The 26,722-nt window shown below is 74.6% G+C and carries 22 protein-coding genes; 14 read left to right on the forward strand and 8 right to left on the reverse strand.

Annotated features, from left to right (window positions below; genetic code table 11):
* The coding region (locus ACIPM1_RS08645) for a hydrogenase maturation protein (RefSeq protein ID WP_402430827.1) at positions 1-1,793 on the reverse strand (1,793 nt) is incomplete at its 3' end.
* Positions 1,794-1,993: 200 nt separating this feature from the next.
* On the opposite strand from ACIPM1_RS08645, the gene ACIPM1_RS08650 reads away from it, so the two are divergent.
* Positions 1,994-2,374, forward strand: coding sequence for a transglycosylase family protein (locus ACIPM1_RS08650; protein WP_402430830.1), 381 nt, complete (start codon positions 1,994-1,996; stop codon positions 2,372-2,374).
* Between the two features lie 10 nt (positions 2,375-2,384).
* Here ACIPM1_RS08650 and ACIPM1_RS08655 read toward each other — a convergent pair whose 3' ends face one another.
* Together ACIPM1_RS08655 and ACIPM1_RS08660 are read right to left on the reverse strand one after the other, a co-directional pair.
* A complete protein-coding gene (locus ACIPM1_RS08655) occupies positions 2,385-3,266 on the reverse strand; it encodes a YegS/Rv2252/BmrU family lipid kinase (RefSeq protein WP_402430833.1) in 882 nt (293 codons plus the stop codon).
* A 192-nt stretch (positions 3,267-3,458) separates the two neighbouring features.
* On the reverse strand, positions 3,459-5,054 hold the full coding sequence (locus ACIPM1_RS08660) for an FAD-binding oxidoreductase (RefSeq protein ID WP_402430836.1): 1,596 nt from the start codon (positions 5,052-5,054) through the stop codon (positions 3,459-3,461).
* A gap of 103 nt (positions 5,055-5,157) precedes the next feature.
* On the opposite strand from ACIPM1_RS08660, the gene ACIPM1_RS08665 reads away from it, so the two are divergent.
* The gene (locus tag ACIPM1_RS08665; protein WP_356190891.1) at positions 5,158-5,757 is read left to right on the forward strand and encodes a TetR/AcrR family transcriptional regulator; all 600 of its coding nucleotides are present in this window, start codon (positions 5,158-5,160) and stop codon (positions 5,755-5,757) included.
* Positions 5,754-7,346 (forward strand): glycerol-3-phosphate dehydrogenase/oxidase, encoded by a 1,593-nt coding sequence (locus ACIPM1_RS08670; RefSeq protein ID WP_402430839.1) that lies wholly within the window; start codon positions 5,754-5,756, stop codon positions 7,344-7,346. Before ACIPM1_RS08665 ends, ACIPM1_RS08670 begins: the two co-directional genes overlap by 4 nt.
* 77 nt (positions 7,347-7,423) lie before the next feature.
* Here the strand turns inward: ACIPM1_RS08670 and ACIPM1_RS08675 are convergent, their stop codons facing one another.
* A complete protein-coding gene (locus ACIPM1_RS08675) occupies positions 7,424-7,954 on the reverse strand; it encodes a hypothetical protein (RefSeq protein ID WP_402430842.1) in 531 nt (176 codons plus the stop codon).
* Positions 7,955-8,144: 190 nt separating this feature from the next.
* Between ACIPM1_RS08675 and ACIPM1_RS08680 the strand changes: the two genes are divergently transcribed.
* Positions 8,145-8,846 (forward strand): lipoprotein, encoded by a 702-nt coding sequence (locus ACIPM1_RS08680; RefSeq protein WP_402430845.1) that lies wholly within the window; start codon positions 8,145-8,147, stop codon positions 8,844-8,846.
* 101 nt (positions 8,847-8,947) lie between these two features.
* Here ACIPM1_RS08680 and ACIPM1_RS08685 read toward each other — a convergent pair whose 3' ends face one another.
* The gene (locus ACIPM1_RS08685; protein WP_402430847.1) at positions 8,948-9,709 is read right to left on the reverse strand and encodes a VC0807 family protein; all 762 of its coding nucleotides are present in this window, start codon (positions 9,707-9,709) and stop codon (positions 8,948-8,950) included.
* Between the two features lie 162 nt (positions 9,710-9,871).
* Between ACIPM1_RS08685 and ACIPM1_RS08690 the strand changes: the two genes are divergently transcribed.
* Positions 9,872-10,336, forward strand: a complete 465-nt coding sequence (locus tag ACIPM1_RS08690) for a low molecular weight protein-tyrosine-phosphatase (protein WP_402430850.1) — start codon at positions 9,872-9,874, stop codon at positions 10,334-10,336.
* Positions 10,333-11,208 (forward strand): fructosamine kinase family protein, encoded by an 876-nt coding sequence (locus ACIPM1_RS08695; protein WP_402430853.1) that lies wholly within the window; start codon positions 10,333-10,335, stop codon positions 11,206-11,208. Before ACIPM1_RS08690 ends, ACIPM1_RS08695 begins: the two co-directional genes overlap by 4 nt.
* A gap of 183 nt (positions 11,209-11,391) precedes the next feature.
* Here ACIPM1_RS08695 and ACIPM1_RS08700 read toward each other — a convergent pair whose 3' ends face one another.
* Entirely contained in the window at positions 11,392-11,913 is a 522-nt protein-coding gene (locus ACIPM1_RS08700) for an SRPBCC domain-containing protein (protein WP_402430856.1), read from the reverse strand.
* 283 nt (positions 11,914-12,196) lie between these two features.
* Between ACIPM1_RS08700 and ACIPM1_RS08705 the strand changes: the two genes are divergently transcribed.
* The 4 genes from ACIPM1_RS08705 (at position 12,197) to ACIPM1_RS08720 (ending at position 19,339) form a co-directional block, all read left to right on the forward strand.
* Entirely contained in the window at positions 12,197-12,670 is a 474-nt protein-coding gene (locus tag ACIPM1_RS08705; protein WP_402430859.1) for a hypothetical protein, read from the forward strand.
* Positions 12,671-12,846: 176 nt separating this feature from the next.
* Entirely contained in the window at positions 12,847-13,536 is a 690-nt protein-coding gene (locus ACIPM1_RS08710) for a GAF and ANTAR domain-containing protein (RefSeq protein WP_402430862.1), read from the forward strand.
* Positions 13,537-13,822: 286 nt separating this feature from the next.
* Positions 13,823-16,402 carry a SpoIIE family protein phosphatase gene (locus ACIPM1_RS08715; RefSeq protein WP_402430865.1) on the forward strand — a complete coding sequence of 860 codons (2,580 nt, stop codon included), beginning with the start codon at positions 13,823-13,825 and terminating at the stop codon, positions 16,400-16,402.
* A gap of 174 nt (positions 16,403-16,576) precedes the next feature.
* Entirely contained in the window at positions 16,577-19,339 is a 2,763-nt protein-coding gene (locus ACIPM1_RS08720) for a SpoIIE family protein phosphatase (RefSeq protein ID WP_402430868.1), read from the forward strand.
* A 24-nt stretch (positions 19,340-19,363) separates the two neighbouring features.
* On the opposite strand, the gene ACIPM1_RS08725 is transcribed toward ACIPM1_RS08720, so the two are convergent.
* The gene (locus ACIPM1_RS08725) at positions 19,364-21,208 is read right to left on the reverse strand and encodes a glycoside hydrolase family 15 protein (RefSeq protein WP_402430871.1); all 1,845 of its coding nucleotides are present in this window, start codon (positions 21,206-21,208) and stop codon (positions 19,364-19,366) included.
* 305 nt (positions 21,209-21,513) lie between these two features.
* On the opposite strand from ACIPM1_RS08725, the gene ACIPM1_RS08730 reads away from it, so the two are divergent.
* Positions 21,514-21,720, forward strand: a complete 207-nt coding sequence (locus ACIPM1_RS08730; protein WP_356190919.1) for a hypothetical protein — start codon at positions 21,514-21,516, stop codon at positions 21,718-21,720.
* A 133-nt stretch (positions 21,721-21,853) separates the two neighbouring features.
* On the forward strand, positions 21,854-23,257 hold the full coding sequence (gene sthA, locus ACIPM1_RS08735; protein WP_402430874.1) for a Si-specific NAD(P)(+) transhydrogenase: 1,404 nt from the start codon (positions 21,854-21,856) through the stop codon (positions 23,255-23,257).
* A 21-nt stretch (positions 23,258-23,278) separates the two neighbouring features.
* On the opposite strand, the gene ACIPM1_RS08740 is transcribed toward sthA, so the two are convergent.
* Positions 23,279-23,785, reverse strand: a complete 507-nt coding sequence (locus ACIPM1_RS08740; RefSeq protein ID WP_402430877.1) for a DUF5709 domain-containing protein — start codon at positions 23,783-23,785, stop codon at positions 23,279-23,281.
* A 384-nt stretch (positions 23,786-24,169) separates the two neighbouring features.
* Here ACIPM1_RS08740 and ACIPM1_RS08745 point away from each other — a divergent pair, with 384 nt between their 5' ends.
* Positions 24,170-25,645 carry an APC family permease gene (locus ACIPM1_RS08745; protein WP_402430880.1) on the forward strand — a complete coding sequence of 492 codons (1,476 nt, stop codon included), beginning with the start codon at positions 24,170-24,172 and terminating at the stop codon, positions 25,643-25,645.
* An 11-nt stretch (positions 25,646-25,656) separates the two neighbouring features.
* On the forward strand, positions 25,657-26,616 hold the full coding sequence (locus tag ACIPM1_RS08750) for a hypothetical protein (RefSeq protein WP_402430883.1): 960 nt from the start codon (positions 25,657-25,659) through the stop codon (positions 26,614-26,616).
* Positions 26,617-26,722 lie beyond the last annotated feature (106 nt).

Here is a 26,722-nt window from a genome sequence, read left to right on the forward strand (position 1 = left end):
GGGATGCCGGTGGGCGGGATGCCGGTGGGCGGGATGCCGGTGGGCGGGATGCCGGTGGGCGGGATGCCGGTGGGCGGGATGCCGGTGGGCGGGATGCCGGTGGGCGCGGCGCCGGCCGGGGACAGCGGACGGGCCGAGCCGCCCGGCGCCCTGCGGACGAAGGCCGAGCGCAGCGCGTGATAAGGGGCGTCCGGGTCGAAGAAGATCTCGCGCATACGGGCGAGTTCGGCGCGGCGGTACTCCGCGAGCGGGCGGTGCGCCTCGTCGCGGTCGCGTGCCGCCGCCTTGGCCGCGATCCGCCGGTCCAGGTCCGGGGACCGGGCGAGCCGGGAGGCCATGCGGTCGATCTCGGCGGCGAACCCGGCCGCCGGGGCGGGCACCTGACGGTCCACCAGTCCCAGCCGGGCCGCGGCCGCGGCACTCACCGGCAGGGCCTCGGCCGTCAGCCGGGCGGCCGTCCCGGCGCCGGCCCGGCGGGGCAGGCTGTAGGTCCAGAACTCCGAGCCGTACAGGCCCATTCTGCGGTAGTGCGGGTTCAGGACGGTGCCCGTGCGGCACCACACCTCGTCGGCGGCGAGGGCGAGCATGACGCCGCCCGCGGCCGCGTTGCCGCCGAGCGCCGCGACCACCAGCCGGTCGGTGGTCCGCAGCACGGCCTCGACCAGGTCGTTCATCGCGTTCAGGTTGGCCCACGACTCCGCGGCCGGGTCGGCGGCGGCCTCGATGACGTTCAGGTGGATGCCGTTGGAGAAGAAGTCGCGGGTGCCGCCGAGCACCAGCACCCTGGTGGGGCGGGCGAGGGCGTGGCGGTAGGCGGCGAGCAGCCGCCGGCACTGGTCCGTGCTCATCGCCCCGCCGGGGAAGGTGAAGGTGACGAAGCCGGCGTCTCCGCACTGCCGGTAGCGGACATCGGTCCAGGTGCGCCGCCCGGGGGGCAGTTCGAACGGGACGGGCGCCTCCGGGACGGAGAGCGGGCCGAGGACGGAGACCGCCGGGCGCTTGAAGGGCGCGGGGTCGCCGGAGTCCTTGCGGGGCCGGAGTTCGGGGATCCACACGGCGCCGTCGCGCGTGGCCCGGCACACCGCTCCCGCCCGGGTGGCGAGCACTTCGCCGGGCCGTCCGCGCAGCCGGTCCTCGGGGTGGCCGCCGTGCAGGAACACCTCGGGGCCGAGGAGTTCGTCGAGGACCCCGGGCCGGGAGTCGGCCCCGCGGAGCTTGCGCAGCACGGTGGCGGTGGTGTCGTCGTCCCAGTCGATGCGCCGCCGCTCCTGGCGCAGCGCGTCGCGCCACACCACGTGGATCGCGGGATCGCTCTGCGGCTGCGGCTTGAAGGAGCCCTCGGCGTACCTCCGTACGGCCAGCAGTACGGCGCCGACGGCGGCGTCGGACACCTCGTTGCGGTACAGGTCGCTCTTCCCGGCCGGGGCCATGTCGAAGGGCAGCGCCGCCCAGATGTCGCCCGCGTCCAGGCCCGCCTCGGCCTGCAGGACCGTCACACCCCAGCGCGGCGCCTCCTCGGCGATCGCCCAGTCCAGCGAGGACGGGCCGCGGTCGCCCGGCGGTCCCGGGTGCACGATGAGGCAGGTGTGCTGCCGCCACACGTCCTCGGGCAGCGCCGTCCTCAGCATCGGCGCGACGACGAGCTCCGGGCGCGTCTCGCGGACGGCGGCACGCACGGCGTCCGCGCCGTGCGAGGCGAGCACGACGTCCACCCGGTGGCCGTGGTCCGACAGTTCGGCGTACAGGCGCTGGGACAGGCTGTTGAACGCGCTGGCGACGAGCAGGATGTCCATGACGCGGCATGTTCGCCGGTTCGTCCGGCACCGGGAAGGACCGCGACGGCGTTTCGCCCGCCCACGCCGCGCCACTTCCTCCATCCGGACTTCTTCCGGCCGGGCTTGCCGCATCCGAAACGCCAGGTCCCCCTGGGGCGTGGGGTACTGACGGCGCGTCGATCAGATACTTTCTGTTTATCTGATGTAACAGTCTGCACATGATCAGTCAGCAGAACATCGACGGGACCGCGCGCCTGCTTGCACCGGGTCGCGGACTGCGCGCGGCGCTGCTCTCCCTGACCACCGCCGCGGCCCTGGCCACCGGTCCGGCCGCGACCGCCCGCCCCTCCGCCGCCGCCCTCCGTGCCGACTGGGACGCCATCGCGGCGTGCGAGTCCGGGGGCAACTGGAGGGCCAACACCGGCAACGGGTACTTCGGCGGGCTGCAGTTCCGCCAGTCCAGCTGGGTGGCGGCCGGCGGCCTGCGGTTCGCCCGCCGGGCCGACCTGGCCACGCGCCGCGACCAGATCCACGTCGCCAGACGGCTGGCCCGTATCCAGGGCATGTCGGCCTGGGGCTGCTCCTGGGCCGGGCGCTAGCGGCTCCCGCTCAGCACAGGACGGCGAGCGCGCCGGGGAGCACCCGGGCCGTCACGGGCAGGGCGGCGTCGACCTCGCCGTCCGCCCCGTAGGGCACCGCGCGGTCGGCCGTGACGCTGATCTCCTTGCCGCGCAGGATCCGCACCTCCGGCCGCTCGACGTGCGCGCCCGTCTTGAGTTCGTTCATCAGGGCGAAGAACAGAAGGCGCGGCGCCTCGCGGATGAGGACCACGTCGAGCACGCCGTCGTCGACCCGCGCGCCCGGGGCGATCATGCGGCCGGAGCCGTAGTAGGGGGAGTTGGCGATCACCGCGGTGTACCCGCGGTGGTCGTGCTCCACCCCGTCGACGGTGACGCGGTAGTCCGCCGCCCGCCAGCTCGCGACGGCCCGCAGCCCGCCCGCGTAGTAGGAGGCGGCGCCGCGCAGCAGCCGGGCCCGGTTCGCGTGCAGGTTGGCGAGCGCGTCGACGCCCGCGTAGACGCTGCCGAGCACGACGGTGCGCGGGTGGACCGCCGACTCCACCTCGATGGTGTCGACCATACGCGGGGACCCGTCGAGCAGGATCCGGGCCAGCGCGGCCGGGTCGGCGGGGAGTTCGAGGGCGCGGGCGAAGTCGTTGCCGCGGCCGGCCGGGACCAGGCCGAGGAGCGCGCCGGTGCCGCTGAGCGCCCCGCCGATGCCGCCGGCGATGCCGTCGCCGCCCACGGCGAGGACGACGCGTTCCCGCGCTCCGGCCTCCCGGGCGAGCTCCTGCGCGTGGGCGAGGCTGCGGCTGTACTCGGTCTCCAGCTCCGCCCCCGCCTCCCGGAGCAGCCGCCCCACCCGCAACAGCGCCGCGGCTCCACTGGATCCGCCCGCGGTGGGATTGACGATGGCGGTGAACTGTCGCATCGGTGGGCCTCCGGGGCGGTGCGGGTCGGTGGCGGGAGCCGGGGACGGCGGGCTGGGGGGTGTGACGCTTTGTCGATGAAGCAATGAAGCGACGGAGTGGCCGGGCGTTCGAGCGGTCGAGTGCCTGAGCGATCCGCTCGAGCGGTTGAACCGTGAAACGGTCGGATGGTGCGCCAGTGTGACAGGCGCGTGTCAGTCGAGAGGCAGCAGGACCCCGGGGCTGAGCAGGCCCTCGGGATCCAGACGTCGCTTGACGGCCCGCAGGGCCTCGACGCCGAGCGGTCCGGCCTCCCGGACGTACCAGTCGCGGTGGTCGGTGCCCACGCCGTGGTGGTGGCTGATGGTGCCGCCCGCCGCGAGGATCGCCTCGTTCGCGGCGTGCTTGGCGGGCGTCCAGTGGGCCACGGGGTCGTCGCCCTGGGCCGAGACGACGGTGAAGTACAGCGAGGCGCCGTTCTCGTAGACGTGGGAGATGTGGCACATCACCAGGGGCGGGGTGCCGGCCTCGGTGAGGGCCGCGGTGAGCGCGGTGCGGACGGCGGCGTACAGCTCGGGGATCCGGGACCAGAAGGCCGCGGTCTCCAGCGTCTCGGCGAACGCGCCCGCGTCGAGGAGCGAGTCGCGCAGATACGGCGCCGAGTAGCGGCCGTGCGCCCAGCGCTCGCCGGGCTCCTCGCCGACGTACCGGCCGCCGCACTCGCGCAGGACGGCCGCGGCGTGCTCCCTGCGGTGGGTGGTGTCCTCCACGGTGCCCTCGTAACCGGCGATCGCCATGCATCCGGCGGTCTGCTGCGTGTCCGCCGAGCCGATGGCGTCGGGCTGGGCGAGGCCGATCAGCGTCTCGGTCTCGTCGGACAGGCGCAGCACGGTCGGCCGCGGCCCGTCCTGGGCGAGGCGGCGCAGGGCGGCGGCCCCCTCCTCGAACGAGGCGAAGTGCCAGCCCTCGTAGACGCGGGTGTGCGGCAGCGGGCGCAGGCGCACGGTCACCGAGGTGATGACGCCGAACGCCCCCTCGGAGCCCAGGACGAGCTGGCGCAGGTCGGGGCCGGCCGCCGAGCGGGGGGCGCGGCCGACGTCGAGCGTGCCCTCGGGGGTGGCGAGGGTGAGGCCGAGCACCATCTCGTCGAAGCGGCCGTATCCGGCGGACGCCTGTCCGCTGGAGCGGGCGGCGGCGAACCCGCCGATGGTCGCCCACTCGTACGACTGCGGGAAGTGGCCCAGGGTGAAGCCGTGTTCGGCCAGCAGCGCCTCGGCCTGCGGGGCGCGCAGCCCCGGTTGCAGGGTGGCGGTGCGGGAGACGGGGTCGAGCGCGAGCAGTCCGTCCATCCGGCGCAGGTCCAGGGCGACGTACGGGCGCCGCCGTTCGGGGGCGAGGCCGCCGACCACGGAGGTGCCGCCGCCGAACGGGACAAGGGCCAGACCGTGTTCGGCGCACGCCTTCAGGACGGCGACCACGTCGTCGTGGCCCGCGGGGAGCACCACGGCGGCCGGGACGTCGTCGACGTCGCCGCGGCGGATGCGCAGCAGGTCGGGGGTGGACTTGCCGCGGGTGTGCCGGATCCGGGACTCCGCGTCGGTACGGACGTGCGCCTCGCCTCCGACGGCGTCGAGCAGAGCCCGGCGCGCGGCGGGTCCGAGCGGCGACTCGGGTACGGCGATCTCGTCCAGGCCGGCCGGCGCGGCGTCGCCGGGCTTGACCCCGAGCAGGTCGCGCAGCAGCCCGATCACCGTGTCGGGCAGCGGTGCGGCCTTGGCCGGGTCGCCCCAGCCGCTCCACAGCATGTCCATGGGGTTGTTCCTCACCGGTCGTGTCGAGTCGTGCCGTGCTCCGCCCCGGCGTGCCGCGTCGTGCCTTGCCCTGCGGCGCCCGGGGCGCGTTACACTGTGACACATGACGCCTATTCGTCACAACGGTTCGGACAGCGATCCCGTACTCGACGCCGTGCGCGACTGTGTCCTGGCCGTCGGGGTCCGCCGTACCACACTGACCGACGTGGCCCGCCGCGCGGGCGTCTCCCGGATGACGCTCTACCGGCGCTGGCCCGACGTGCGGTCCCTGGTCGGGGACCTGATGACCCGCGAGTGGGTCGATGTGGCGACACGGTCCATGCCGGAGCGCCGGCCGGGGACGGACACCCGCACGCTGATCGTCGACGGCCTCGTGGCGGGAGTGGAGGCGTTCCGCGCCCATCCGCTCTTCCGCAAGATCGTCGACGTGGACCCCGAACTGCTCCTCCCGTATGTGCTGGACCGGCGCGGCGCCAGCCAGGAGGCCCTTCTCGGCCTGCTCGCCGACGCCCTGCGCGAGGGCCACGCCGACGGCTCGGTCCGTCCGGGCCCGGCCGAGCGGCAGGCCCGCGCCCTGCTTCTGGTCGTCCAGTCCTTCACCCTGTCGCTGCGCACCATGACGGAGTCGGACGACCCCGACCTGACCTCCGAGGCCTTCCTCGGGGAACTGCGGACCATCCTGGAGAGGACCCTCACGCCATGACCTCCCCCACCAGCCCGGTCGGCGCGGCGCACCCGGCCCCCGGTTCCTCCCTGACCGCGGCCCGGCGCGCCCGGGACCTGGCCCGCACCGTCGGCGGCCCGCCCGTGGACGTCCTGGTCGTCGGCCTCGGCGCGACGGGCGCCGGAGTCGCCCTCGACGCGGCGGCCCGCGGACTGACCGTCGCCGCCGTCGACTCGCACGACCTGGCCTTCGGCACCTCCCGCTGGAGCTCCAAGCTCATCCACGGCGGGCTGCGCTACCTCGCCTCGGCGCAGCTCGACGTCGCCCACGAGAGCGCGGTCGAGCGCGGGGTGCTGATGGAGCGCACGGCGCCGCACCTGGTCCGCGCCCAGCCGTTCGTCCTGCCGCTGACGCCGCTGGTCTCCCGCGGTCAGGGCGCCCTGGCCTGGGCCGGATTCCGCGCCGGGGACGGGCTGCGCCTGGCGGCACGCACGGCCCGCGCCACCCTGCCGGCGCCGCGCAGGCTGTCGGCCGTGGAGACCCGCCACCTGGCTCCCGCGCTGCGGCCGACCGGGCTCCGCGGGGGCCTGCTGTCCTGGGACGGACGCCTCACCGACGACGCCCGTCTGGTCACCGCCGTCGCCCGGACCGCCGCGGCGCGCGGCGCACGCATCCTGACCCGGGTGCGGGCCCTGGAACTCACCGGCTCCGGCGCCCGGATACGCGACGAACTCACCGGCGAGGAGGGCGAGATCCGCGCCCGTGCCGTGATCAACGCCTGCGGGGTGTGGGCGGGCGGCCTGGTGGACGGCATCCGGATCCGGCCCTCCCGCGGCACCCACCTGGTCCTGCGCTCCGAGCGCCTCGGCCCGCTGCCCGCCGGACTGCATGTCCCGGTCCCCGGGGAGACGAACCGCTTCGTCCTCGTCCTGCCGCAGGGCGACGGCCGGGTCTACGTCGGACTCACCGACGAACCCGTCGACGGCGACGTCCCCGACGTCCCGGAGGTCCCCGAGACCGACATCGGCTTCCTGCTCGACGTACTGGGCACCGCCCTGGACGTACCGGTCCACCGCGACGACGTGGTCGGGGCCTTCGCCGGACTCCGTCCGCTGCTGGACACCACGCCGGAGACGGGATCCGGCGCCGCGCCCAGGACCGCCGACATCTCCCGCAGGCACGCGGTGCTCACCTCGCCGGAGGGCGTGACGACCGTCGTCGGCGGCAAGCTGACCACCTACCGGCGGATGGCCGAGGACGCCGTCGACTCCGCCGTCGCCACCCATCGCCTCGGGGCGGGCCCCTCCCCCACCGCCTCCGTCCCCCTGGTCGGCGCCGCGCCCCCGCACCGCCTCACCGCGCTCCCCGCCCCCCGGCACCTGATCCGGCGCTACGGCAGTGAGGCCCCCGCCGTCCACGCCCTCGGCGCCGAGAACCCGGACCTGCGCGAACAGGTCCTGGAAGGTCACCCCGTCACCCGCGCGGAACTCGTGTGGGCCGTACGCCACGAGGGCGCCCTCGACGAGGCCGACCTCCTCGACCGCCGCACCCGCATCGGCCTCGTCCCGGACGACCGGGCCATGGCTCTGAAGGCGGCGCGGGAGGCCATGGGCGAGTTGGCCGTGTGACGGGACCGGCGAGTACGCGGAGTCCGTCGTTCGCCGGAGGCGGACGGGGCCGTCGCGGTCCCCGGGCGGGTGGAGTGTCAGGCGGCCCGGGCCGGGCCCTGCTCCAGGCGGTCCCGGAGCTGGGCGTGGTGCAGGGCGGCCACCGGGCCCACGAGGTCGGGGTGGCGCAGCAGCGCGGCCGCCCGGCGGTCGTTCTCGTCCGGCGTGACCAGACGCCGGAACTCGGCCGGCGGCGCGCCCGTCGCGTGCTCGCCCGCGACCACGGCGGCCACCGCCCGGCCGGCCAGCTCCGGGTCGGTGAGCAGGCAGGCGGCCCAACTGGCCACGACCTCGTCCACCCAGGAGCGCCACGCGGAGGAGTCCGGGTCGCCGCCCTGGACGCCGTCCGCGCCCGTGATCCAGTCCAGACGGGCCGAGCCACCGGGACCGGCCATGCCGACCAGCGCGGCGTCCATCGGCGTCGGGTAGCGCAGCCACGCCGCGACCGTGACCGCCTGACGCGCCTGCATTTCGCACAGGACGTTGGCCAGGGCTCCGCCGGACGCCGGGTAGGCGCCGGTCAGCCACTGGGCGGTCGCCGCGATGAGGGGGGAGAGTTCTTCGGGCACGTGCCGGACCGATCGCACTGTCGCAGGGAAAGGGGGCTGCCTGGAAAGGTAGCCCGCCCGCCGAGGGCGGCGGCATGGCCCATGTCTCTTCCGGCACGTGGCCTCGGCCACAGCACGGGCACGGCACGGGCGACGGCATGGGCAAGGGCCTCCATTACAGTGATCCGCCTGCGGCGAGGGGAGAGACGCGGTGCGGGTGGGGACGGGAACGGTGTGGCGGGGTTTGCTCCCCGCCCTGGTGCTGGGCGGGGCCCTGACGGGCTGCTCCGGTGCGGAGGAGGAAGGCACAGGGCCGGCGGCACGCGCGTCGGCGACCGCGGCACCGGGCGCGCACGGCAAGGCCACCGCCGCGTCCGGCGGCGCCATCGGCGCGCCGGGCTCGGCCTGCGAGCTTCCGGTCACCTTCGAGGTCGCCGAGGACTGGAAGGCCGAGGCAGTGGGCTCCGGCGCGGCGGGAGGCGCGGCCGACGGCGGCCCGAACGACCCCTCGATCTCCGAGGAGGTCGCCGACACGCTGCTCCGCCAGGGGCCGGTGACCGCCGTGTGCGAGATCGACGCCAAGCCGGCCGGGAACATCGGCTTCCTCCGCGTCTGGGCCGGCGAGCCGGCCGACACGGACGCCCGCGCGGTCCTCGAGGCCTTCGTGACGGCCGAGGGCGACACGAGCCGGGAGCGGTACCGCCCGTTCCGTACGGCCCGGGTGAGCGGCGTCGAGGTCGAGTACGTCTTCACCAGCCGGCTGCTGGACGAGACGAAGAAGGAGCGCGCTCTCGCCGTGACCACCGCCGAGGGGCCGGTCGTCCTGCACCTCGGGGGCCTGGACACCGAGGAGCACGAGCAGATGCTGCCCGCCTACGAACTCGCCAAGCGGACCCTGCGCACGTCGGCGTGACCGGCAGCGCGCCCACGGACAAGCCCGCGTGGGGGTTCGCCGGCCCGGCCCGGGAAGCGCCGGACACGCGGGCCACTTCGGCCGGATGGACCTCACCGGTCTCACCGACCTCTGGCCTCACTGGTCTCACCGTCGTCTCCCCGTCTCACCGGACGCCGAGCGCCGGACGGCGGCTCGTCGGCGTCCCCCGTGGGCGCGGCCGCCGCCGGGCGGAGGAGACGGCGATCCCACATCGTCCAGAGGAAGAGGGGTGCCAGCACGGCGAGTTCGAGGCCCGTCGACAGTCCCGGCACCACCTCGGTCGGGAGGGTGAAGAGCAGGACGAACCGGGCGGCCGCCTCCGTGGTGAGGGCTGTGCCCCAGACAGCGGTCTGCCGGCGTAATACGGCATGAGCGTGGCGGCAGTCGGTTCCGGCGCGCGGACGGAACCGTCGGGCGAGATGGGCGAGGGCGGGGGTCGGGGTCGCGCAACTGGCCAGGAAGAGCAGGCCGGCCAGAGCGCTGGTGGCCGGGTCGCGGGCGAGCAGAATCCGCTCGTCCCGGGCGACGAGGGCGATGAGCAGCATGAGGGCGTAGGTGCCGAGCATGAACGCGTTCAGGCCGTCGACCCGCCGGGTACGGGCCGTGGTTGACGCGAGCCGGGCGCCCGCGGCCACGGTGGCGGCGAGGAGCGAGGCGGTGAGACCTGTCCCGAGTGCCTGCGCCCCGTAGAAGACGCCGGGTGACAGGCCGAGGTCCAGCAGGAGGCCCAGACGGCCGGGGCGGGTGCGGCCGGATCGGCGGAGTCCGGGGCGGACGCCCGGGACGGGGTTCGCAGCGGGGCTCGTGGTGCGGGGCGAGGCGATCGTCCGAATCGTGTTCATGGTGCGAGGCTAGGGACGGCGGCCGCCGCGGTGATCAACCCCTGAGCGGAGAACCGGGTGGATTTCACGGGCCCGGTTTCTCCACCCCTGGGTGGGGTCGGACGCGGGCACGAGCGGGTGCGGACCACCGCGGCGCCCCGGCGGGGCTCGTACCCTGGGCCCGTGCACATCTGTTTCGTCTGCAGCGGCAACATCTGCCGGTCCCCGTCCGCCGCGCTGGTGTTCGCGGAGCATCTGCGCCGTACCGGCCTGGACGAGGTGGTGCGGGTCACCAGCGCCGGGATCGGGCCCTGGCATGCCGGGGAGGCCATCGACGAGCGGGCCGGTGAGGCGCTGCTCCGGCACGGCTATAGGGTCGAGCACGTCGCCGCGCAGGTCGGCTCCGAGCACCTGGACGCCGACCTGTTCCTGGCCCTGGACCGGGGCCACGACAAGGCGCTGCGCCGCTTGGTGGACGACCCGTCCCGGGTGCGTCTGCTGCGCTCCTTCGATCCGGACGCGACCGGCGACCTCGACGTGCCGGACCCGTACTACGGCGGCCCGGAGGGGTTCGAGGAGGTGCTGGCCATGATCGAGGCCGCGGTGCCCGGCCTGCTCACCTGGGTGCGCGGGCGGCTCGCGGCATGACCGCCCGCCCGGCCGCCGCCGACGAGGGACCGGGGCCGACGGCCGCCCGCCTCACCGGACGCCCCGTGACCGGTGAGCGGCGGCTGTCCGCGACGCTCACCGAGGTGACGCTGGACGACGGCCGGGTGGTGATGGTCAAACGCGGTCCCGCACCGGGCGCCGTACGGGCCGAGGCCGCGGGACTGCGCTGGCTCGCCGAGGCGGGCGCGGTCCGGATCCCCGCCGTGCACGGACACGACCGGCTCCGGCTGGTGACCGACCTGGTCCCGACCGGCCGGCCGAGCGCGGGCGCCGCGACCCGTTTCGGCCGCGACCTGGCCGCCCTGCACGCCGCGGGGGCACCGGCGTTCGGGGCGCCGCCGCCCGGCGGCCCCGAGGAGGCGTACATCGGCCTGGCCCCGCTGCGCAACGCCCCCGGTGACGACTGGCCGGGCTGGTACGCCGAGCACCGGGTGCTGCCCTATCTGCGCCGGGCCGTGGACGACGGCACCCTGCGTCCCGCCGAGGCCGCGGTGATCGAGCGAGCGCTGGAGCGCCTGCCCGGTCTGGCCGGCCCCGCCGAGCCACCGGCGCGACTGCACGGCGACCTGTGGAACGGCAATGTGCTGTGGGGCGCCGACGGAGAGGCCTGGCTGATCGACCCGGCCGCGCACGGCGGGCACCGGGAGACCGACCTGGCGATGCTCCACCTGTTCGGCTGTCCCCATCTGGACCGGGTGCTGGACGGCTACCAGGACGCGGCGCCGCTCGCCGACGGCTGGCGGGGCCGGATCGGGCTGCACCAGCTCTTCCCGCTGCTGGTCCACACGGTGCTGTTCGGACGCGGCTACGCCGACCAGGCGGTGGCGGCGGCCCGGAGCGCCGCCTCCTGATCCCCGCGCCCGTCCCGGCCGCGGGCGCCCGGTCGCCCGCCGGCGCGGCCGCCGTCCCGCTCGCCGGGCCCGCCCGCCGGTGCCGTACGTCCGGTGTCCTACGGCCGTCGCGCGCCGGTGCCGTACGTCGTGTCGCGCCTCCGTGCCGTCGCCCGAGCCGTCCCCGCTAGGCGGTGCCCTCCACTAGGCGGTGCCCTCCACCAGCCGGGCCAGGTTGTCGAGGGCCATGCGCGTGCCCCGTGCGTTGTCCTCGCGCGGCACGGCGTCGGGGACGCCCTCGTGCCGGATCACGACGTCCGTCCAGCCGCCCGTCCCGGCCTTCGACCCGCCGTCCGTCCCGGCCTCTGGCCCGCCGCCCGTCCCGCCGTCCACCGCGGTGAGGGACGTCGTCATCGTCATCGCGCCGCCCAGCGCCTCGTCCCCGGTCTCGAACTCGATCACCTCGACGACGAGTTCGTCCGGGACGAGCCGCGCGAAGTGCCCCCGGTAGGTGTCCGTGCGGGCACCCGACTTCCCGGGGTGCCCGGGATCGTCGTAGGTGAGGGACACCCGGAATCCGCCGCCCTCGCGCGGGTCGAACTCGTGCACCCGGGCGGTCATGCCGGCGGGGACGCGCCAGGCGGCCACCGCGTCCGGGTCGAGGAGCGCCCGGTACACGGCGGCGGGCGGCGCCTGCACGCGCCGTGCGACGGTCGTGGCGTACATGACGGCAACGTACCGCGCCCACCGCCCGGCCGCGCGTGCGCGCCCCACGCGAACGGGTCGTGGGAGAAAGGGGCGTGACGGAACGGGGCGTGAGAGTACGCAGGTTGCCCGCGGGATGTCCCGGTTCTGTCACCAAGTCACCCGGACGTCCCTGCCGTTGTCCGTCCATGTCGGTCCGCGTGCTAAGAAATACGACGTCACAGACGTGCGACGTTCCCTCGGGGCGCCGCGTGTCATGTCGTTCCGGCCCCAACGGGCCACAGGGGGAAGAGGTATCACCGCAGTGAACCGCACACGCACGACCGTCGCGGCCCTGGCCGCGGCCGGCATCGTCACCGCCGCCCAGCTCGGTCTGGCCGGGGCCGCCTCCGCGGCGACCGCCGCGCCGCAGAGCTCCGGCTGCCCGATCAACATCGTCTACCCGTCCCGGTTCTACGTCGACCACAACGGCTGGGTGACCAACGGGGGCCTGTACTTCGGCATCAAGAGCAAGACCAGCAAGAGCTTCAAGAAGGTCACCTTCACGGTCACCAACGTGAAGAACCTGCGCTTCGGCACGGCGACGCCCAAGGGCGGCAAGATCACCCACCGCACGTCGCAGACCGTCTCGGTCTACACCTCGACGTTCAAGGGCAAGTCGAGCCTCGGCTTCAAGGTCCGTACGCACCTGCTCAACACCCACAGCTACAAGCTGAAGTTCACCCTGCACGGCTCCGGCTGGAACTGCGCGGTCAACCAGGGCACGTGGGGCGCCTGATCCCACGGTCCCCCGGTCCCGCAGGCCCTGCGGGTCTCCCGACGCCCCGGCTCCCGCGGCCGGGGCGTCGGCATGTCCGGTCCCGCGCCCGCCGTATGTAGGCTGCGCATGCGGGCGATCTTCGGGCGACGGCACTCCCGTGTGGGCCCGCCCGGCTGGGAGAAAGGGTGGTGCGGATGGACTGGCGTGGGTTCGCCGAGCAGATGGCCGAGCTGTCCCGGCGCCTGCTCGCCCAGGAATCGGCGCAGGCGACCCTGGACGAGATCGTCTCGGCGGCGGTGGAGCTGATCGACGGGTGCGACGCCGCGGGCGTCCTGGCCCTGCGCAAGGGGCGCGCCGTGACGCTCGCCGCGCACGGGGACATGGTCGAGGAGTCCGACCGGCTCCAGGGAGAACTGCGCGAGGGGCCCTGTTTCGACGCGGCCTCCACCGCCAACGGTGAACGTTCCTTCCGTATCGCCGACCTGCGTGACGCACCGGGCTGGCCCCGGTACGCGCCCGCCGCCCGGAGCCTGGGCATCGGCAGCATGATGGGCTTCCTGCTGTACACCCGCGACGAGGACTTCGGCGCGCTGGACCTCTACTCCCGGCGGCCCGGCGTGTTCACCCCGGACAGCGAGACGGCCGGCTGGCTGCTCGCCTCGCACGCCGCCGTGGCGCTGGCCGGCGCCCGGACCGTGGACCAGCTGGAGCACGCGCTGGAGACCCGCCACGCCATCGGCGAGGCCATGGGCATCCTGCGGGAGCGCCACCGGCTCAGCGAGGACGACGCCTTCGCCGTGCTGCGCCGTATCTCGCAGCACCACAACATCAAGCTGCGCGACGTCGCCCAGAACATCCGCGGCGACGCCCCGAAGAAGAACTGACGAGCGCGGGGGGGGCCCGGGCCGTCGCCGCCGCCGCGCGGCCCCTCGGGCGTGCCAGGGACGTGACGCGGGCGCGCGTCGGGCCGCGCTCAGGACGTGACACGGGCGCGATTCGGCGCGCGCCCAGGACGTGACACGGGCTTGCTTCGGACGTGTTCCGGGTGCGTTTCGGGACGTGTTCCGGGTGCGTTTCGGGACGCGCTCCGGATCGACGCCGGGTGCGCTCCGGGTGCCTCCTGACGCATTCTTGCTGTGTCGTCCTCGTGGCGGAGCAGGGGTAGGACCGATGACGGGCAGAGCCGAGGAAGCGGACCGGTCGGCCGCACGGCTGGCCGCGCTGCTGGCCGACGTCTCGACGGAGGCGATCGGCGCGGCGGGCGGCCACGCGGGCGGCGTCCACCTGCGGTCCGCCACGCCCGGCATGCTGGGGCTGGCCACGCTCGCGGGGCTGCCGGGCCGCCTCTTCCAACCCTGGTGGCGGCTGCACGTGGACGCGCGCTCCCCGGTCACCGACGCCTACCGCCTCGGTGTGCCGGTGGTCCTCCCGAACGCCACCGAGACCATGCGCCGCTACCCGCAGTTCGCCGCCGGACTGCCGTTCGAGTTCGGCTCCCTGTACGTCCCGATCATCGGCGCCTCGACGACCTACGGCGTCCTCACCGTCCTGCGCCCCTCCACCCCGGACGCCTCCGCGGTGGAGGCCGCCGCGGACCGGCTCGGGCGACTGGCCGGCGACCTGGGCGCCGCGCTGGCGGCACGCGAGCGAGGGGGGGCGGAAATCGCCTGGGACGCCGAGCCGCTGTGCCTGCGCCCCCCGGCGACGCGCGCGTTCGAAGGGCGGGTCGCGCGCTTCTCCTGGGATCCGGCGACCGACGCCGTCACGTACGACGACCGCTGCGGCGCGCTGCTGGGCACGTCCGGCGCCACGTGCCCCGCCACCGGTCTCGCCCTCGCGGACGCCGTGGCCGCGGACGAGGGCCACCATGTGCTGACCGCGCTGCGGGACACGGCGGCGGGCCGCCCGCCCGCGCTGCCGCTGCCCGTGCGGACCGGCGACGGCGCGCTGCGGCTGATCGAGCTCTGGTCCTCCCCCGCGGCCGCCCCGCCCGGCGTCCGGCAGGTCAGCGGCACCGTACGGGACCCGGGGCCCGGCCCCCTGGGAGACGCGGCGGCCGACCTGCTGCCGGACGGGGTCTTCTGCCTGGACCGGCTGGGCATCGTCGTCTACGCCAATCCGTGCGCCGCGCGACTTCTGGGTACCTCGCGCCGCGCCCTCGTCGGCCGGTCGCTGTGGGAGGCCGTGCCCTGGCTGGACCAGCCGACCTGCGAGGACCATCTGCGCGCGGCGCTGCTGGCGCCGGACCCGGTGCACTTCCACGTCCGCCGGCCCCCCGCCGACAGCCGGTCGCCGTCCCCGGAGCGCCGCGAGGGCCACTGGCTGGCGCTGTCCGTGCACCCGGGCGCGGACCTGCTCACCTGCACCGTCCGCCCCGCCGACCACGTGGCGGGCACGTCCTCCGAGCTCGACGCCGTGCCCACCCCACCCCGCATCGCGGAGACCACCGCCGTCGCCCCGGCAGCCCGCGCGGCCACCGCGGCCGGCGCACCGGCACCCGGCGCCGACTCGGCGGCCCACCTGTACCGCCCGATCGTGCTGGCCATCGCGCTGTCCGAGGCGGTCACCGCCCGCCAGGTGTCGGCCGTGGTCATGCAGGAGCTGCTGCCCGCGTTCGGCGGGAACCGGCTCGCCATCTACCTGCTGCAGGAAAGGCACCTCTATCTGGCCTGGGAAACCGGCTTCCCGAAGGGCTTCCTGGCCCCGTTCGAGGGCGTCGGCCTCGACGTGCACCTGCCCGGGGTGGAGACGCTCACCAGCGGGCGCCCCCTCTTCTTCGACTCCATGGCGCAGCTCGCGGCCACCTACCCCGGCATACCGCTGGACGCGGCGGAGGGTTCCCGGGCGTTCCTGCCGCTGATCGCCTCGGGCCGTCCGGTGGGCTCCTGCATCCTCGGCTTCGACCGTCCGCACCGGTTCAGCGGCGACGAGCGCACGGTCCTCACCGCGCTCGCCGGTCTGATCGCGCACGCCATGGAGAAGGCCCAGCGCTACGACACCGAGTCCGCCCTGGCCCGCGGACTCCAGCAGGCGCTGCTGCCCCGGCTCCTGCCGGAGCACCCGGAGGTGGAGACGGCCGGATGCTATCTGCCGGGCACGCAGGGCATGGAGGTGGGCGGGGACTGGTACGACGTCCTGGCGGCCGGGGACGATCTGGCGCTGGTCATCGGGGACGTCCAGGGCCACGGGGTCCAGGCGGCGGCCACCATGGGCCAGCTGCGCAGCGCGGTGAGGGCGTTCGCGCTCGGGGACCACCCGCCGGACGAGGTGATGAGCGGCACCAACCGGCTGCTGATCGATCTCGACCCGGGCCAGTTCGCGAGCTGCTGCTACCTGCGGCTGGATCCCGCCACGGGGGTGGTCCGGGTGGCCCGGGCGGGGCACCCCCTGCCGCTGCTGCGCCATCGCGACGGGCGTACGGAGGTCTGCGACGTGGCGGGCGGTGTCCTCCTCGGGGTGGACCGGCTCGCCCACTACCCCGTGACGGAACTCCGCATGGAGCGCGGCGCCGTCCTGGCCCTGTACACCGACGGGCTCGTCGAGCGGCTCGGCCTCGACATCGACCTCGGGGTCGAGGCGCTGCGCGTGGCGCTGGCGGAGGCCGGGGCGATGGCCGCCCGGGTGGGCGGGCAGTCCCTGACGAGCGTGGCCGACCGGCTCACCGCGACGGCCCGGCACACCGCCGACCGGCCCGACGACATCGCGCTCCTGCTGGCGATGCGCCGCCCCGCGCCCCGCCCGGCGAACTGAGCGCCCCCCGGCGCCCCGGACGCGCCCTCGGCGCCTGCCCCGGACGCGCCGCCGGCGCCCGCCCCACTCGTGCCCCCGCACGTGCTCCCCCTCATGCTCCCGCACGTGCCCCCGTCCCTTTCCACCCTGTACCCGGCCCTCGCCCGGCGCGGCCCGGCAGTGTAGACATGGCACATGGTCCGGCTCCCGGGTCGCACCGGCACGCGGTCGGCCCCTCCTCACGGCGGTCGGCGCGCCCGTGCGGCGCCCGGCCCCGCTCGGCGAGCGCCGGAGCGCCCGGAGGGGGGCGGGCCGCCCAAGGCCCCGCCCACCGGGCTGAGGGCCGCGCTCGGCGGGCGGAGCGTCGCCGGCCAGGTGTTCGTGCTCCAGGTCGTCGTCGTGCTGCTGCTGGTCGTGGCGGCGGTGGTCGCGCTGGTGCTCCAGGTGCGGCACGACAGCGCCCAGGAGGCCCGCAACCGGTCCCTCGCCGTCGCGCAGGCGTTCGCCAACGCCCCGGGCACCCGGGCGGCCCTCACCGCGCCGGACCCGACGGCCGTCCTGCAACCGCGGGCCGAGGCCGCCCGCCAGGCGACCGGAGTCGACTTCGTCGTCGTGATGAACACCGACGGGATCCGCTACACGCACCCCGAGCCGGACCGGATCGGCAAGAAGTTCGTCGGCACCATCCGGCCCGCGCTGAACGGCGGCGTCGTGGTCGAGGAGGTCGACGGGACCATCGGACGGCTGGTGCAGGCCGTCGTACCGGTCAAGGAGCCCGACCGCAGGGTGGTGGGCCTGGTGTCGGCGGGGATCACCACCTCGAACGTCGGCGGTGTGGCGAACCGGCAGCTGCCGGTCGTCCTCGGCGCCGCGGCCGCCGGTCTCGCGCTGGCCACGGCGGGCACCGCGCTGGTGAGCAGGCGGCTGCTGCGCCAGACCCACGGGCTCGGACCGCGCGAGATGACCCGGATGTACGACCACCACGACGCGGTGCTGCACTCGGTCCGGGAGGGGGTGATCATCGTCAGCGACGAGGGCGACCTGCTGCTCGCCAACGACGAGGCGCACCGCCTGCTCGGCCTGCCCCGGGACGCCGAGCGGCGGCACGTCCTGGATCTCGGTCTCGACCCGGAGACCGCCGAACTTCTGGCCTCCGGGCGGGTCGCCACCGACGAGGTGCACCTGGTCGGCGGCCGGCTGCTGGCGATCAACCAGCGGTCCACGGACCTGGAGGGCGGCCCGTCGGGCACCGTGGCCACCCTGCGCGACTCCACCGAGCTGCGCGCCCTGTCCGGGCGGGCGGAGGAGGCCCGGGAGCGCCTCACCCTGCTCTACGACGCCGGGATGGGCGTCGGCACCACGCTGGATGTGGTCCGGACCGCCGAGGAGCTGGCGGAGGTTTCCGTGCCGCGGTTCGCCGACTACACCACCGTGGACCTGTACGAACCGGTCCTGGACGGCGAGGACCCCGATCCGGCCTCCGCGCTGCGCCGCACCGCCGCCGGCGGGATCCGCGAGGACGCTCCCCTGTACCCGCGGGGTGAGAAGATCCGCTTCGTCGCCTCGTCGCCGCAGGCGCACAGCCTGCGCACCGGCCGCCCGGTCCTGGAGCCCCGGCTGGAGGCCGCCCCGGGCTGGCGGACCCAGGACCTGGAGCGGGCCGAGCGGGTGGTGGCGTACGGCATCCACTCACTGATCACCGTGCCCGTCCGGGCCGGCGCCCAGGTGCTGGGGGTGGTCGACTTCTGGCGCTCCGAGAAGGCCGAGCCGTTCGACACCGAGGAACTGGCCCTCGCGGAGGAACTCGTCGCCCGCGCCGCCGTCTCCATCGACAACGCCCGCCGCTACACGCGCGAGCACGGCATGGCCGTGACCCTGCAGCGCAGTCTGCTGCCGCGCAGCCTGCCCGAGCAGAGCGCCCTCGACCTCGCCTCCCGGTACCTGCCCGCGCAGGCCGGGGTGGGCGGGGACTGGTTCGACGTGCTGCCTCTCTCGGGGGCCCGGGTCGCGCTCGTCGTGGGGGACGTGGTGGGCCACGGGCTGCACGCCGCGGCGACCATGGGGCGGCTGCGGACGGCGGTGCACAACTTCTCCGCGCTGGACCTGCCGCCCGACGAGCTGCTGGGGCTGCTGGACGAGCTGGTGGCACGGATCGACCAGGACGAGACCGAGGCCGGCGGGACCGCCCCGGTCACCGGCGCGACCTGTCTGTACGCGGTCTACGATCCGGTCTCCCGGACGTGCCTGCTGGCCCGGGCCGGGCATCCGCCGCCGGCCGTGATCCGGCCGGACGGCAGCGTCGGCTTCCCCGAGGTGCCCGCCGGTCCCCCGCTGGGCCTGGGCGGTCTGCCGTTCGAGACGGCGGAGCTGGTGCTGGACGAGGGCAGCCGGCTGGTGCTCTACACGGACGGGCTGATCGAGGACCGGGAGCGGGACGTCGACACCGGGCTGGAGGAGCTGCGGGCGGCCCTGGAGACAGCGGGCGCGTCACCGGAGGAGACGTGCCGGGCGGTGCTCGACGGCCGGCTGCCGTCCCGGGCGGGCGACGACATCGCGCTGATAGTGGCGCGCACCCGGGCCCTGGGTGCCGAGCGGGTGGCCGAATGGCCCGTCCGGGCGGACCCGGCGGCCGTCGGCGAGATCCGCGCGGCGGTGACGCGCCGACTGGCGGAGTGGGGCCTGGACGAGCTCACGTTCGCCACCGAGCTGATACTCAGCGAGCTCGTCACCAACGCGATCCGCTACGGCAGTGGGCCCGTCCGCGTCCGCGTGCTGCGGGACCGGTCCCTGATCTGCGAGGTCTTCGACTCCAGCGACACCTCGCCGCACCTGCGCTACGCGGCCACCACGGACGAAGGCGGGCGCGGGCTGTTCCTCGTCGCGCAGCTCTCCGAGCGCTGGGGGACCCGCTACACCGCGAGCGGCAAGGTCATCTGGTCCGAGCAGCCCCTGCCCTGAGACACGGACCGACCCGCCGCACGCTCAGCCGAGGGCGCGGTCGAGGTTGTAGGCGGCGCTGATCAGGGACAGGTGGGTGAAGGCCTGCGGGAAGTTGCCCTGTTGCTCACCGGTGCGGCCGATCTCCTCGGCGTAGAGGCCGAGATGGTTGGCGTAGGTGAGCATCTTCTCGAAGGCAAGCCGGGCCTCGTCCAGCCGGCCGGCCCGGGCGAGGGCCTCGACGTACCAGAAGGAGCAGATGGAGAAGGTTCCCTCGTCGCCGCGCAGCCCGTCGGAGCCGGCCCGCGTGTCGTAGCGGTGGACGAGGGAGTCGGAGACCAGGTCCTCGGTCAGCGCGTCGAGGGTGGACAGCCACTTCGGGTCCGTGGGGGCGATGAACTTCGCCAGCGGCATCATCAGCACGGCCGCGTCCAGCACGTCGCCGTCCTCGTACTGGACGAAGGCGCGCCGCTCCGCGGACCAGCCGCGGTCCATGATGCGGCGGTAGATGGTGTCGCGGCACCGCCGCCAGCGGGACAGGTCGGCGGGGAGCCCGCGGCGGTTGGCCAGCCGGATGGCGCGTTCGATGGCCACCCAGCACATCAGGCGCGAGTACAGGAAGTTGCGGCGGCCGCCGCGGGTCTCCCACACGCCCTCGTCGGGCTGGTCCCAGTGGTCGCAGACCCAGTCCACCAGCGCGCTCACGTCGTCCCACTGGTCGCTGGAGATGGGCTGCGCCCACTTGTCGTAGAGGTAGACCGAGTCGACCAGGGCGCCGTAGATGTCGAGCTGGAGCTGGTCGGCGGCGGCGTTGCCGACCCGGACCGGGGCGGAACCCTGATGCCCCTCCAGATGGCCCAGTTCGCGCTCGGGGAGCTCGGTGCGGCCGTCGATGCCGTACATGACCTGCAGCGGTCCCGCCGCCCGGCCGTCGCCCGGGCTGATGTGCCGGGTGAGGAAGCGCATGAACGCCTCGGCCTCGCCCGAGAAGCCGAGTCGCAGCAGCGCGTAGACGCAGAAGGCGGCGTCCCGGACCCAGACGTAGCGGTAGTCCCAGTTCCGCTCGCCGCCGATCTGTTCGGGCAGGCTGGTGGTGGGCGCGGCGACGATGGCGCCGGTCGGCGCGTAGGTGAGCAGCTTCAGGGTGAGGGCGGAGCGGTGGACCATCTCCCGCCAGCGGCCGCGGTAGCGGGAGGCGGACAGCCAGTGCCGCCAGTAGGAGACCGTGGCCGCGAACTGCTCCTCGGCCTCGGCGCAGGCGCACCGGCGCGGTGTGATCTCACCGCCGACCTGGTCGAGGGCGAAGACGGCGGTCTCGCCCTCGGCGAGCTTGAAGTCGGCCAGTACGTCGGGGCCGTGGACCTCCACGGGGACGGTGGCGGTCAGGGCGAGGGCCCGGTCCGCGGACTCGAACAGGGCGGTGCCGCCGACCATGCGGACGGTGTGCGGGTCGAGGCCGTAGTTGAAGCGGGGGGCCACCCGGGCCCGGAACGGCAGGGTGCCGCGCACGCACAGCACGCGCCGGATGAGCCGGTGCCGGTCGGACTCGGCGGAGCCGGCCGGGTCCCCGGCGACCGGCATGAAGTCCTGCACCTCGCCGACGCCGTCCTCGGTGAAGAAGCGGGTGATCAGCACGTTGGTGTCGGGGAAGTAGAACTGCTTGGTCCGCGCCCCCTCGGCGGCGCCGAGTTCGAAGCGGCCGCCCCGCTCGGCGTCCAGGATCGCGGCGAAGACGCTGGGGTCGTCGAAGGAGGGGCAGCAGTACCAGTCGATCGTGCCGTTGCTGCCGACGAGGGCGACGCTGCGCAGGTCGCCGATCAGACCGTGTTCGGCGATCGGCACATAGCTGGGGGTGTCCATGGAGGCCTGACGGCCCGGGGTCTCGGCCATGGCGACGGCCTCCCTGTCCGGGAACGCGCGGGCTGCCTGGCGCCCGCGGGCTGCTTCCAGCTTAGGTGGGGCGGCGGCGTCCGGGGGTTTCCGGGGCCGGAGCGGAGGTACTCCTGCCTCAGGCCCGGCCGGGATCCGCGCAGTGGAGCCGGTCGCGTGCGGTGGGTCACCGCGGCGGCCCGCCGTGCCGCTTCCGGATGCAGGGCGCGGCCGGGCGGGCAATGGTGGAGAAAGCCCCGGTCCCGCGGCACGGCGCCACGGCGGCAGTCCGGCCCCGACAGGACCCGGGCCCGAGGAGGAGAGACATGTCGACGTCACAGCCCGATGCATCCCGCCGGTCCGGGGACCGTGCCACCCCGGACAACCTGCTCCACGCCCGAACCGGCACCGAGGTCTCACCGGAGGACCTGGTGCTGGCGACCGGCCGGGACATCACTCCCAAGAACATCGAGTGGGCCAAGCGCAAGCTGGAGGCGGAAGGACCGGCGGCCCTCGACAAGCTGCTGCCTTAGGAACCGGGGCGGTACCCCCGCCCGCCGGGGCGGGGGCGGGTCGGGGCCGGAGTCCCGCTCCGGCCCGGATCTGGGCCGGAGTCCCGCTCCGGTCCCTTCCCGTAGGTGCCCCGGAGGTGTCAGACTCCCAAGGGTGCCCGACTTCGACATGCTCGTGATCGGATCCGGACCGGGCGGCCAGAAGGCCGCCATCGCCGCGGCCAAGCTGGGCCGCCGGGTCGCCGTCGTCGACCGCCCCGACATGGTCGGCGGGGTCTCCATCCACACCGGCACCATTCCGTCCAAGACGCTGCGCGAGGCGGTGCTGTACCTCACCGGGCTCACCCAGCGCGACCTGTACGGGCAGAGCTACCGGCTCAAGGAGGACATCACCGTCGCCGACCTGACCGCGCGCACCCGGCACGTGGTCGGCCGCGAGGTCGACGTCATCCGCAGCCAGCTCTCCCGCAACCATGTGTCCCTGTTCGCCGGGACCGGCCGCTTCGTCGACGACCACACCATCGCCCTGCGTGAAGTGAACGGCGACGAGCGGCGGTTGAGCGCCGAGCACATCGTCGTCGCCACCGGCACGCGCCCGGCGCGGCCGGACAGCGTGGAGTTCGACGGGCGGACCATCATGGACTCCGACAACGTGCTCACCCTCGAAGGGGTCCCCCGGTCGATGGTCATCGTCGGCGCCGGGGTGATCGGCATGGAGTACGCCTCCATGTTCGCCGCCCTCGGCAGCAGGGTGACGGTGGTCGAGAAGCGCGCGGGGATGCTCGACATGTGCGACGCCGAGGTCGTGGAGTCGCTCCGCTACCACCTGCGGGATCTCGCCGTGACGTTCCGGTTCGGAGAGACCGTCGCCGCGGTCGAGCGCCATCCGGGCGGCACGCTGACCGTGCTGGAGAGCGGCAAGAAGATACCCGCCGACACCGTGATGTACTCGGCGGGCCGGCAGGGGCTCACCGCCGAACTGGAGCTGCACAAAGCCGGGTTGACCGCCGACGCACGCGGCCGTATCGCGGTGGACGAGCACTACCGCACCGAGGTGCCGCACATCTACGCGGTCGGCGACGTCATCGGCTTCCCCGCGCTGGCGGCGACCTCGATGGAGCAGGGACGCGCGGCGGCGTACCACGCCTGCGGGGAGCCCGTCGGACGGATGCACCGGCTCCAGCCGATCGGCATCTACACCATTCCGGAGATCAGCTTCGTCGGCCGGACGGAGGACCAACTCACCGAGGACCGCGTTCCGTTCGAGGTGGGGATCTCCCGCTACCGCGAACTGGCCCGCGGGCAGATCATCGGCGACTCGCACGGCATGCTGAAGCTGCTGGTCTCGCCAGAGGACCGGACCCTGCTGGGCGTGCACTGCTTCGGCACCGGCGCGACCGAGCTGATCCACATCGGGCAGACCGTGATGGGCTGCGGCGGCACCGTCGACTACCTGGTCAACGCGGTGTTCAACTATCCGACCCTCGCCGAGTCCTACAAGGTCGCCGCCCTGGACGCCACGAACCGGCTCCGCCAGATCGACCGGCTGGACGGCTGAGGCGGCCGGGCTCCGCCCGGCTCACGGCCGGGTGGCGTCCGGCGGCAGGGGGTCCTCGTCCAGCGGCAGCATGTCGTCACGGACGATGTGGACGGCGGCCTCCTCGGCCCCGGCCGCGCCCGCGTCGATGCCCACGTCGGCGGCGATCTCCTCCTTCTCGGTGTCGGCGTGCGCGCCCTCGTCCGGGGCCACCAGGCGGCCGGATCGCTCCTCCCCCACCTCCGGGTCGACCGGCTCGCCCTCGCCGCCGGGCAGGTCGCCCACGCCGTCGCCCTCCGGCTCCCCGGCGTCGGGCACCTCCTGTGCCAGGCGCTGGTCGAGCGTCTCGCCCGCGTGCTGCTCGGCGGCCGTCGTGCCGTACTTGGTGACGCCGAGCGGCTTCTCGGGCGGGGAGTAGCCCTCGTCGAGGAGGTCGTCGTAGGACCGCTCGTCGAGCGCGTCCTCCAGATCCAGCGGCGCGGCGTCCTGCTGCTCCTCGTTGCTCCCGGTGGGCTGGTAGGCGTCGTCGGCCATCGGATCCGTGCTCACGGGCCTCTCCTTCTCCTCGGCTTCTCCGTGTCCCGCCCCGCGGCTCCGCTCGAGCGGCTCCCGCGGGACGTCGTGGTCCGCGTTTCCCGGTGGGCCGGTCCCAATCAAAGTACGTGGCAGCGACACTGGTTGAACTTCGTACAGCGAGCGGAGAATTACCCTCCGGTCAATCTTGAACGGGCAACCAGCACGGCTATCATCACTGCCACACACGGTGTGACCGTCCGGCGACGCAGCGGCCGAACGGGGCATCCCCCTTGTTTCTCCGGCTGCCCGGCCCGGGGCCACCCTCCGGGCGGACCCGCGCCGGCCACCCCCCACGCCCTTTACGCCGCCCGGGCCCCACACCCCCTGGCGTCGTGCACGACGGAAAGCAGCGCATCCATGAGCAAGAGCAGCGGAAGAGGGTTGCAGGCCGACGCCCTCGGCACGTTCGACACCGTGGTGATGGCCGTGGCGGGCAGTGCCCCGGCGTACTCGCTGGCGGCGACCAGCGCGGTCCTGGTCGGTGCGGTGGGACTGGCCAGCCCGGCGGCACTGCTGTACTGCGCGATACCCATGCTGGGCATCGCCCTGGCCTTCAGCTACCTCAGCCGCATCGACGTCAACGCGGGCGCCAGTTACTCCTGGGTGGGGCGGACCCTGCACCCCTTCCTCGGCTTCGTCAGCGGCTGGGCGCTGGTGATCTCCGCGACCATCTTCATGGTGGCCGGGTCGCTGCCGGCCGGGTCGATGACCCTGGCCCTCCTCGCTCCCGGACTCGCCGACGACACGGCCCTGTCGACCGTCGTCGGAGCGGCCTGGTTCCTGGTGATGCTGCTCGTGGTGCTCGGCGGCGCCCGGCTCACCGTGCGGGCGCAGCTGCTGATGTCCGGCGTGGAGCTGGCCCTCCTCGCGCTGTTCGCCGTCCTCGCCCTCTTCCACACCGACAACGCCCGTGCCTTCGACTGGTCCTGGCTGGGCTTCAGCCATTTCGACGGGGTGTCCGGGTTCGCCGCGGGCGCGCTGATCGCCGCGTTCTACTACTGGGGCTGGGACGTCACCAGCAACCTCAGCGAGGAGACCCGCAACAGCCGCCGTACGACCGGGCTCGCCGGACTGATCGGCGTGGGCATCGTGTTCCTGCTCTTCGAGGTGTTCACCATCGCGGTGAACGTCATCCTGACGTCGCGGCAGATCCAGGGCAACGACGCCAACGTGCTGGCCGTGCTCGGCGAGGAGGTCTGGCCGGGCTGGGGCGGCAAGCTGCTCACCGTCTCCGTGATGCTGTCCACCATCGCCACCCTGGAGACGACCCTCATCCAGGTCACGCGCTCGCTGTTCGCGATGGGCCGGGACCGGACCATGCCGTCCGCGCTGGGCCGGGTGCACCGCACCTGGAACACCCCGTGGGTGGCCATCGCCGTGGTCGGCGCGGTGGCGCTGGCGATGTTCATCGCGTCCAACGCGCTGGGCACGGTGGGCGACATCCTCTCCGCCGCCATCTCGGCCATCGGCCTGCAGATCGCCGTGTACTACGGACTGGCGGGTCTCGCGGTCGTCGTCGCCTACCGCAGGATGCTGCTCAAGTCGGCGGCCCACTTCGTCCTCGGCGGGCTGTGGCCGCTGCTCGGCGCCCTGTTCATGTTCTGGGTCTTCGTCGAGTCGCTGGACGAGCTGAGCCCGGCCGCCGTGGCGATCGGGCTCGGCGGGCTCGCCGCCGGGCTGGTGCCGATGCTGTGGTACTGGCGGCAGGGCAGCGACTACTACCGCCCGGCCAAGCTGGACGCCGCCCGCGCCGTCCCGTTCGACTACGTCCCCGACCGCGGGCATCCGGCCGAGCGGGTCCGGCTGTACGAGGGCCTCCCCACCGACTTCTGAGGGAGATCCCGATGGCGCGAGACCGCCTCGCCCCCGACTTCGACCCCGACTGCGGGGACGCGCCCCTCACCTCCGCCCGCCACGACATCGTCATCGGGCGCTGGCAGGGGGTGCGGGACCTGCTGCGGGACACGGGCGCCGACTGGGCCCTGCGGGGCCACCGGATCCGGCTGCTGGCGCAGGCGTGCGCGAGCAGTTCGACCGTGGAGTCCTGGCTGGCCGCCGAGCCGCGCGGCGCCGACGCGCTGGTGCTGCGGGCGGCGACGGAGACGGCACGGGCCTTCCACCTGGCCATCGCGGCGGGCCGGGGCGTGCCCATCGAGCGGGGCCGCATCGACGCCGCGGTGCTGGCCTGTCTGCGGGCCGCCGAGGCGTACCCGGCGGACCCCACGCCGTGGATCTCGCTGATCTCCGTCGCCCGGCTGCACCCGGCCGGTGTCCGGCGGGGGGATCTGGCGCGCTGGTGGGACGAGGTGCACCGGCGCGACCCCTTCAGCGTCGAGGGCCACCTGCAGGTGCTCCACTACTACTCCGCGCGCTGGCACGGCACGCACGGGATGATGTACGACTTCGCCCGCGAGGCCGCCGGAGCGGCGCCGCCCGGCTGCGCGCTGCCGGTGCTGGTGCAGTACGCCAGGGTCGAGGAGTTCCGGTACGTGCTGGACTGCGCGAAGGGCCGACGCTCCGCCGTGGGCTCCGGGCAGCACTGGGACCACGACGGGGCCGTCAGCGACGTACGGCGCACCTGGGAGCGCTGGGTGCTGCACCGGGCGGACTCCGCGGTGACCCCCGTCGAACTGCGCGACCTCAACCACCTGGCGCACGCCGCCTGTCACGCGGGCGTCGACGAGGTCGCCGCCGGGGTGCTGCGGCTGCTCGGCCGCCGGGCCAGCCGCACCCCCTGGTCGTACACCGGCGATCCGGTCAAGCAGCTGGAGCGGGTGCGCAGGGAGGCGGGGCTCGGGCCGTGACGGGCGGCCGGCGCGGGGGCGCCGGGCGCGGCGGGGACGCGGACGCGGTCGGGCCCTTACCCGCGGGCCGTGTCCGCGCCGGTCCGCGCGCTCCGCCGACGCGGGG

Origin of the sequence: Streptomyces sp. NPDC086766 (genome assembly GCF_044746005.1) — a bacterium.
Taxonomy (GTDB): Bacteria; Actinomycetota; Actinomycetes; order Streptomycetales; family Streptomycetaceae; genus Streptomyces.

Bases quoted from the DNA above. Each gene is read 5' to 3' on its own strand.
- ACIPM1_RS08650 (WP_402430830.1), top strand. From the start codon at position 1,994: ATGATCAGTCAGCAGAACATCGACGGGACCGCGCGCCTGCTTGCACCG.
- ACIPM1_RS08655 (WP_402430833.1), bottom strand. From the start codon at position 3,266: ATGCGACAGTTCACCGCCATCGTCAATCCCACCGCGGGCGGATCCAGT.
- ACIPM1_RS08660 (WP_402430836.1), bottom strand. From the start codon at position 5,054: ATGGACATGCTGTGGAGCGGCTGGGGCGACCCGGCCAAGGCCGCACCG.
- ACIPM1_RS08665 (WP_356190891.1), top strand. From the start codon at position 5,158: ATGACGCCTATTCGTCACAACGGTTCGGACAGCGATCCCGTACTCGAC.
- ACIPM1_RS08670 (WP_402430839.1), top strand. From the start codon at position 5,754: ATGACCTCCCCCACCAGCCCGGTCGGCGCGGCGCACCCGGCCCCCGGT.
- ACIPM1_RS08685 (WP_402430847.1), bottom strand. From the start codon at position 9,709: ATGAACACGATTCGGACGATCGCCTCGCCCCGCACCACGAGCCCCGCT.
- ACIPM1_RS08695 (WP_402430853.1), top strand. From the start codon at position 10,333: ATGACCGCCCGCCCGGCCGCCGCCGACGAGGGACCGGGGCCGACGGCC.
- ACIPM1_RS08700 (WP_402430856.1), bottom strand. From the start codon at position 11,913: ATGTACGCCACGACCGTCGCACGGCGCGTGCAGGCGCCGCCCGCCGCC.
- ACIPM1_RS08710 (WP_402430862.1), top strand. From the start codon at position 12,847: ATGGACTGGCGTGGGTTCGCCGAGCAGATGGCCGAGCTGTCCCGGCGC.
- ACIPM1_RS08715 (WP_402430865.1), top strand. From the start codon at position 13,823: ATGACGGGCAGAGCCGAGGAAGCGGACCGGTCGGCCGCACGGCTGGCC.
- ACIPM1_RS08720 (WP_402430868.1), top strand. From the start codon at position 16,577: ATGGTCCGGCTCCCGGGTCGCACCGGCACGCGGTCGGCCCCTCCTCAC.
- ACIPM1_RS08725 (WP_402430871.1), bottom strand. From the start codon at position 21,208: ATGGCCGAGACCCCGGGCCGTCAGGCCTCCATGGACACCCCCAGCTAT.
- ACIPM1_RS08730 (WP_356190919.1), top strand. From the start codon at position 21,514: ATGTCGACGTCACAGCCCGATGCATCCCGCCGGTCCGGGGACCGTGCC.
- ACIPM1_RS08745 (WP_402430880.1), top strand. From the start codon at position 24,170: ATGAGCAAGAGCAGCGGAAGAGGGTTGCAGGCCGACGCCCTCGGCACG.
- ACIPM1_RS08750 (WP_402430883.1), top strand. From the start codon at position 25,657: ATGGCGCGAGACCGCCTCGCCCCCGACTTCGACCCCGACTGCGGGGAC.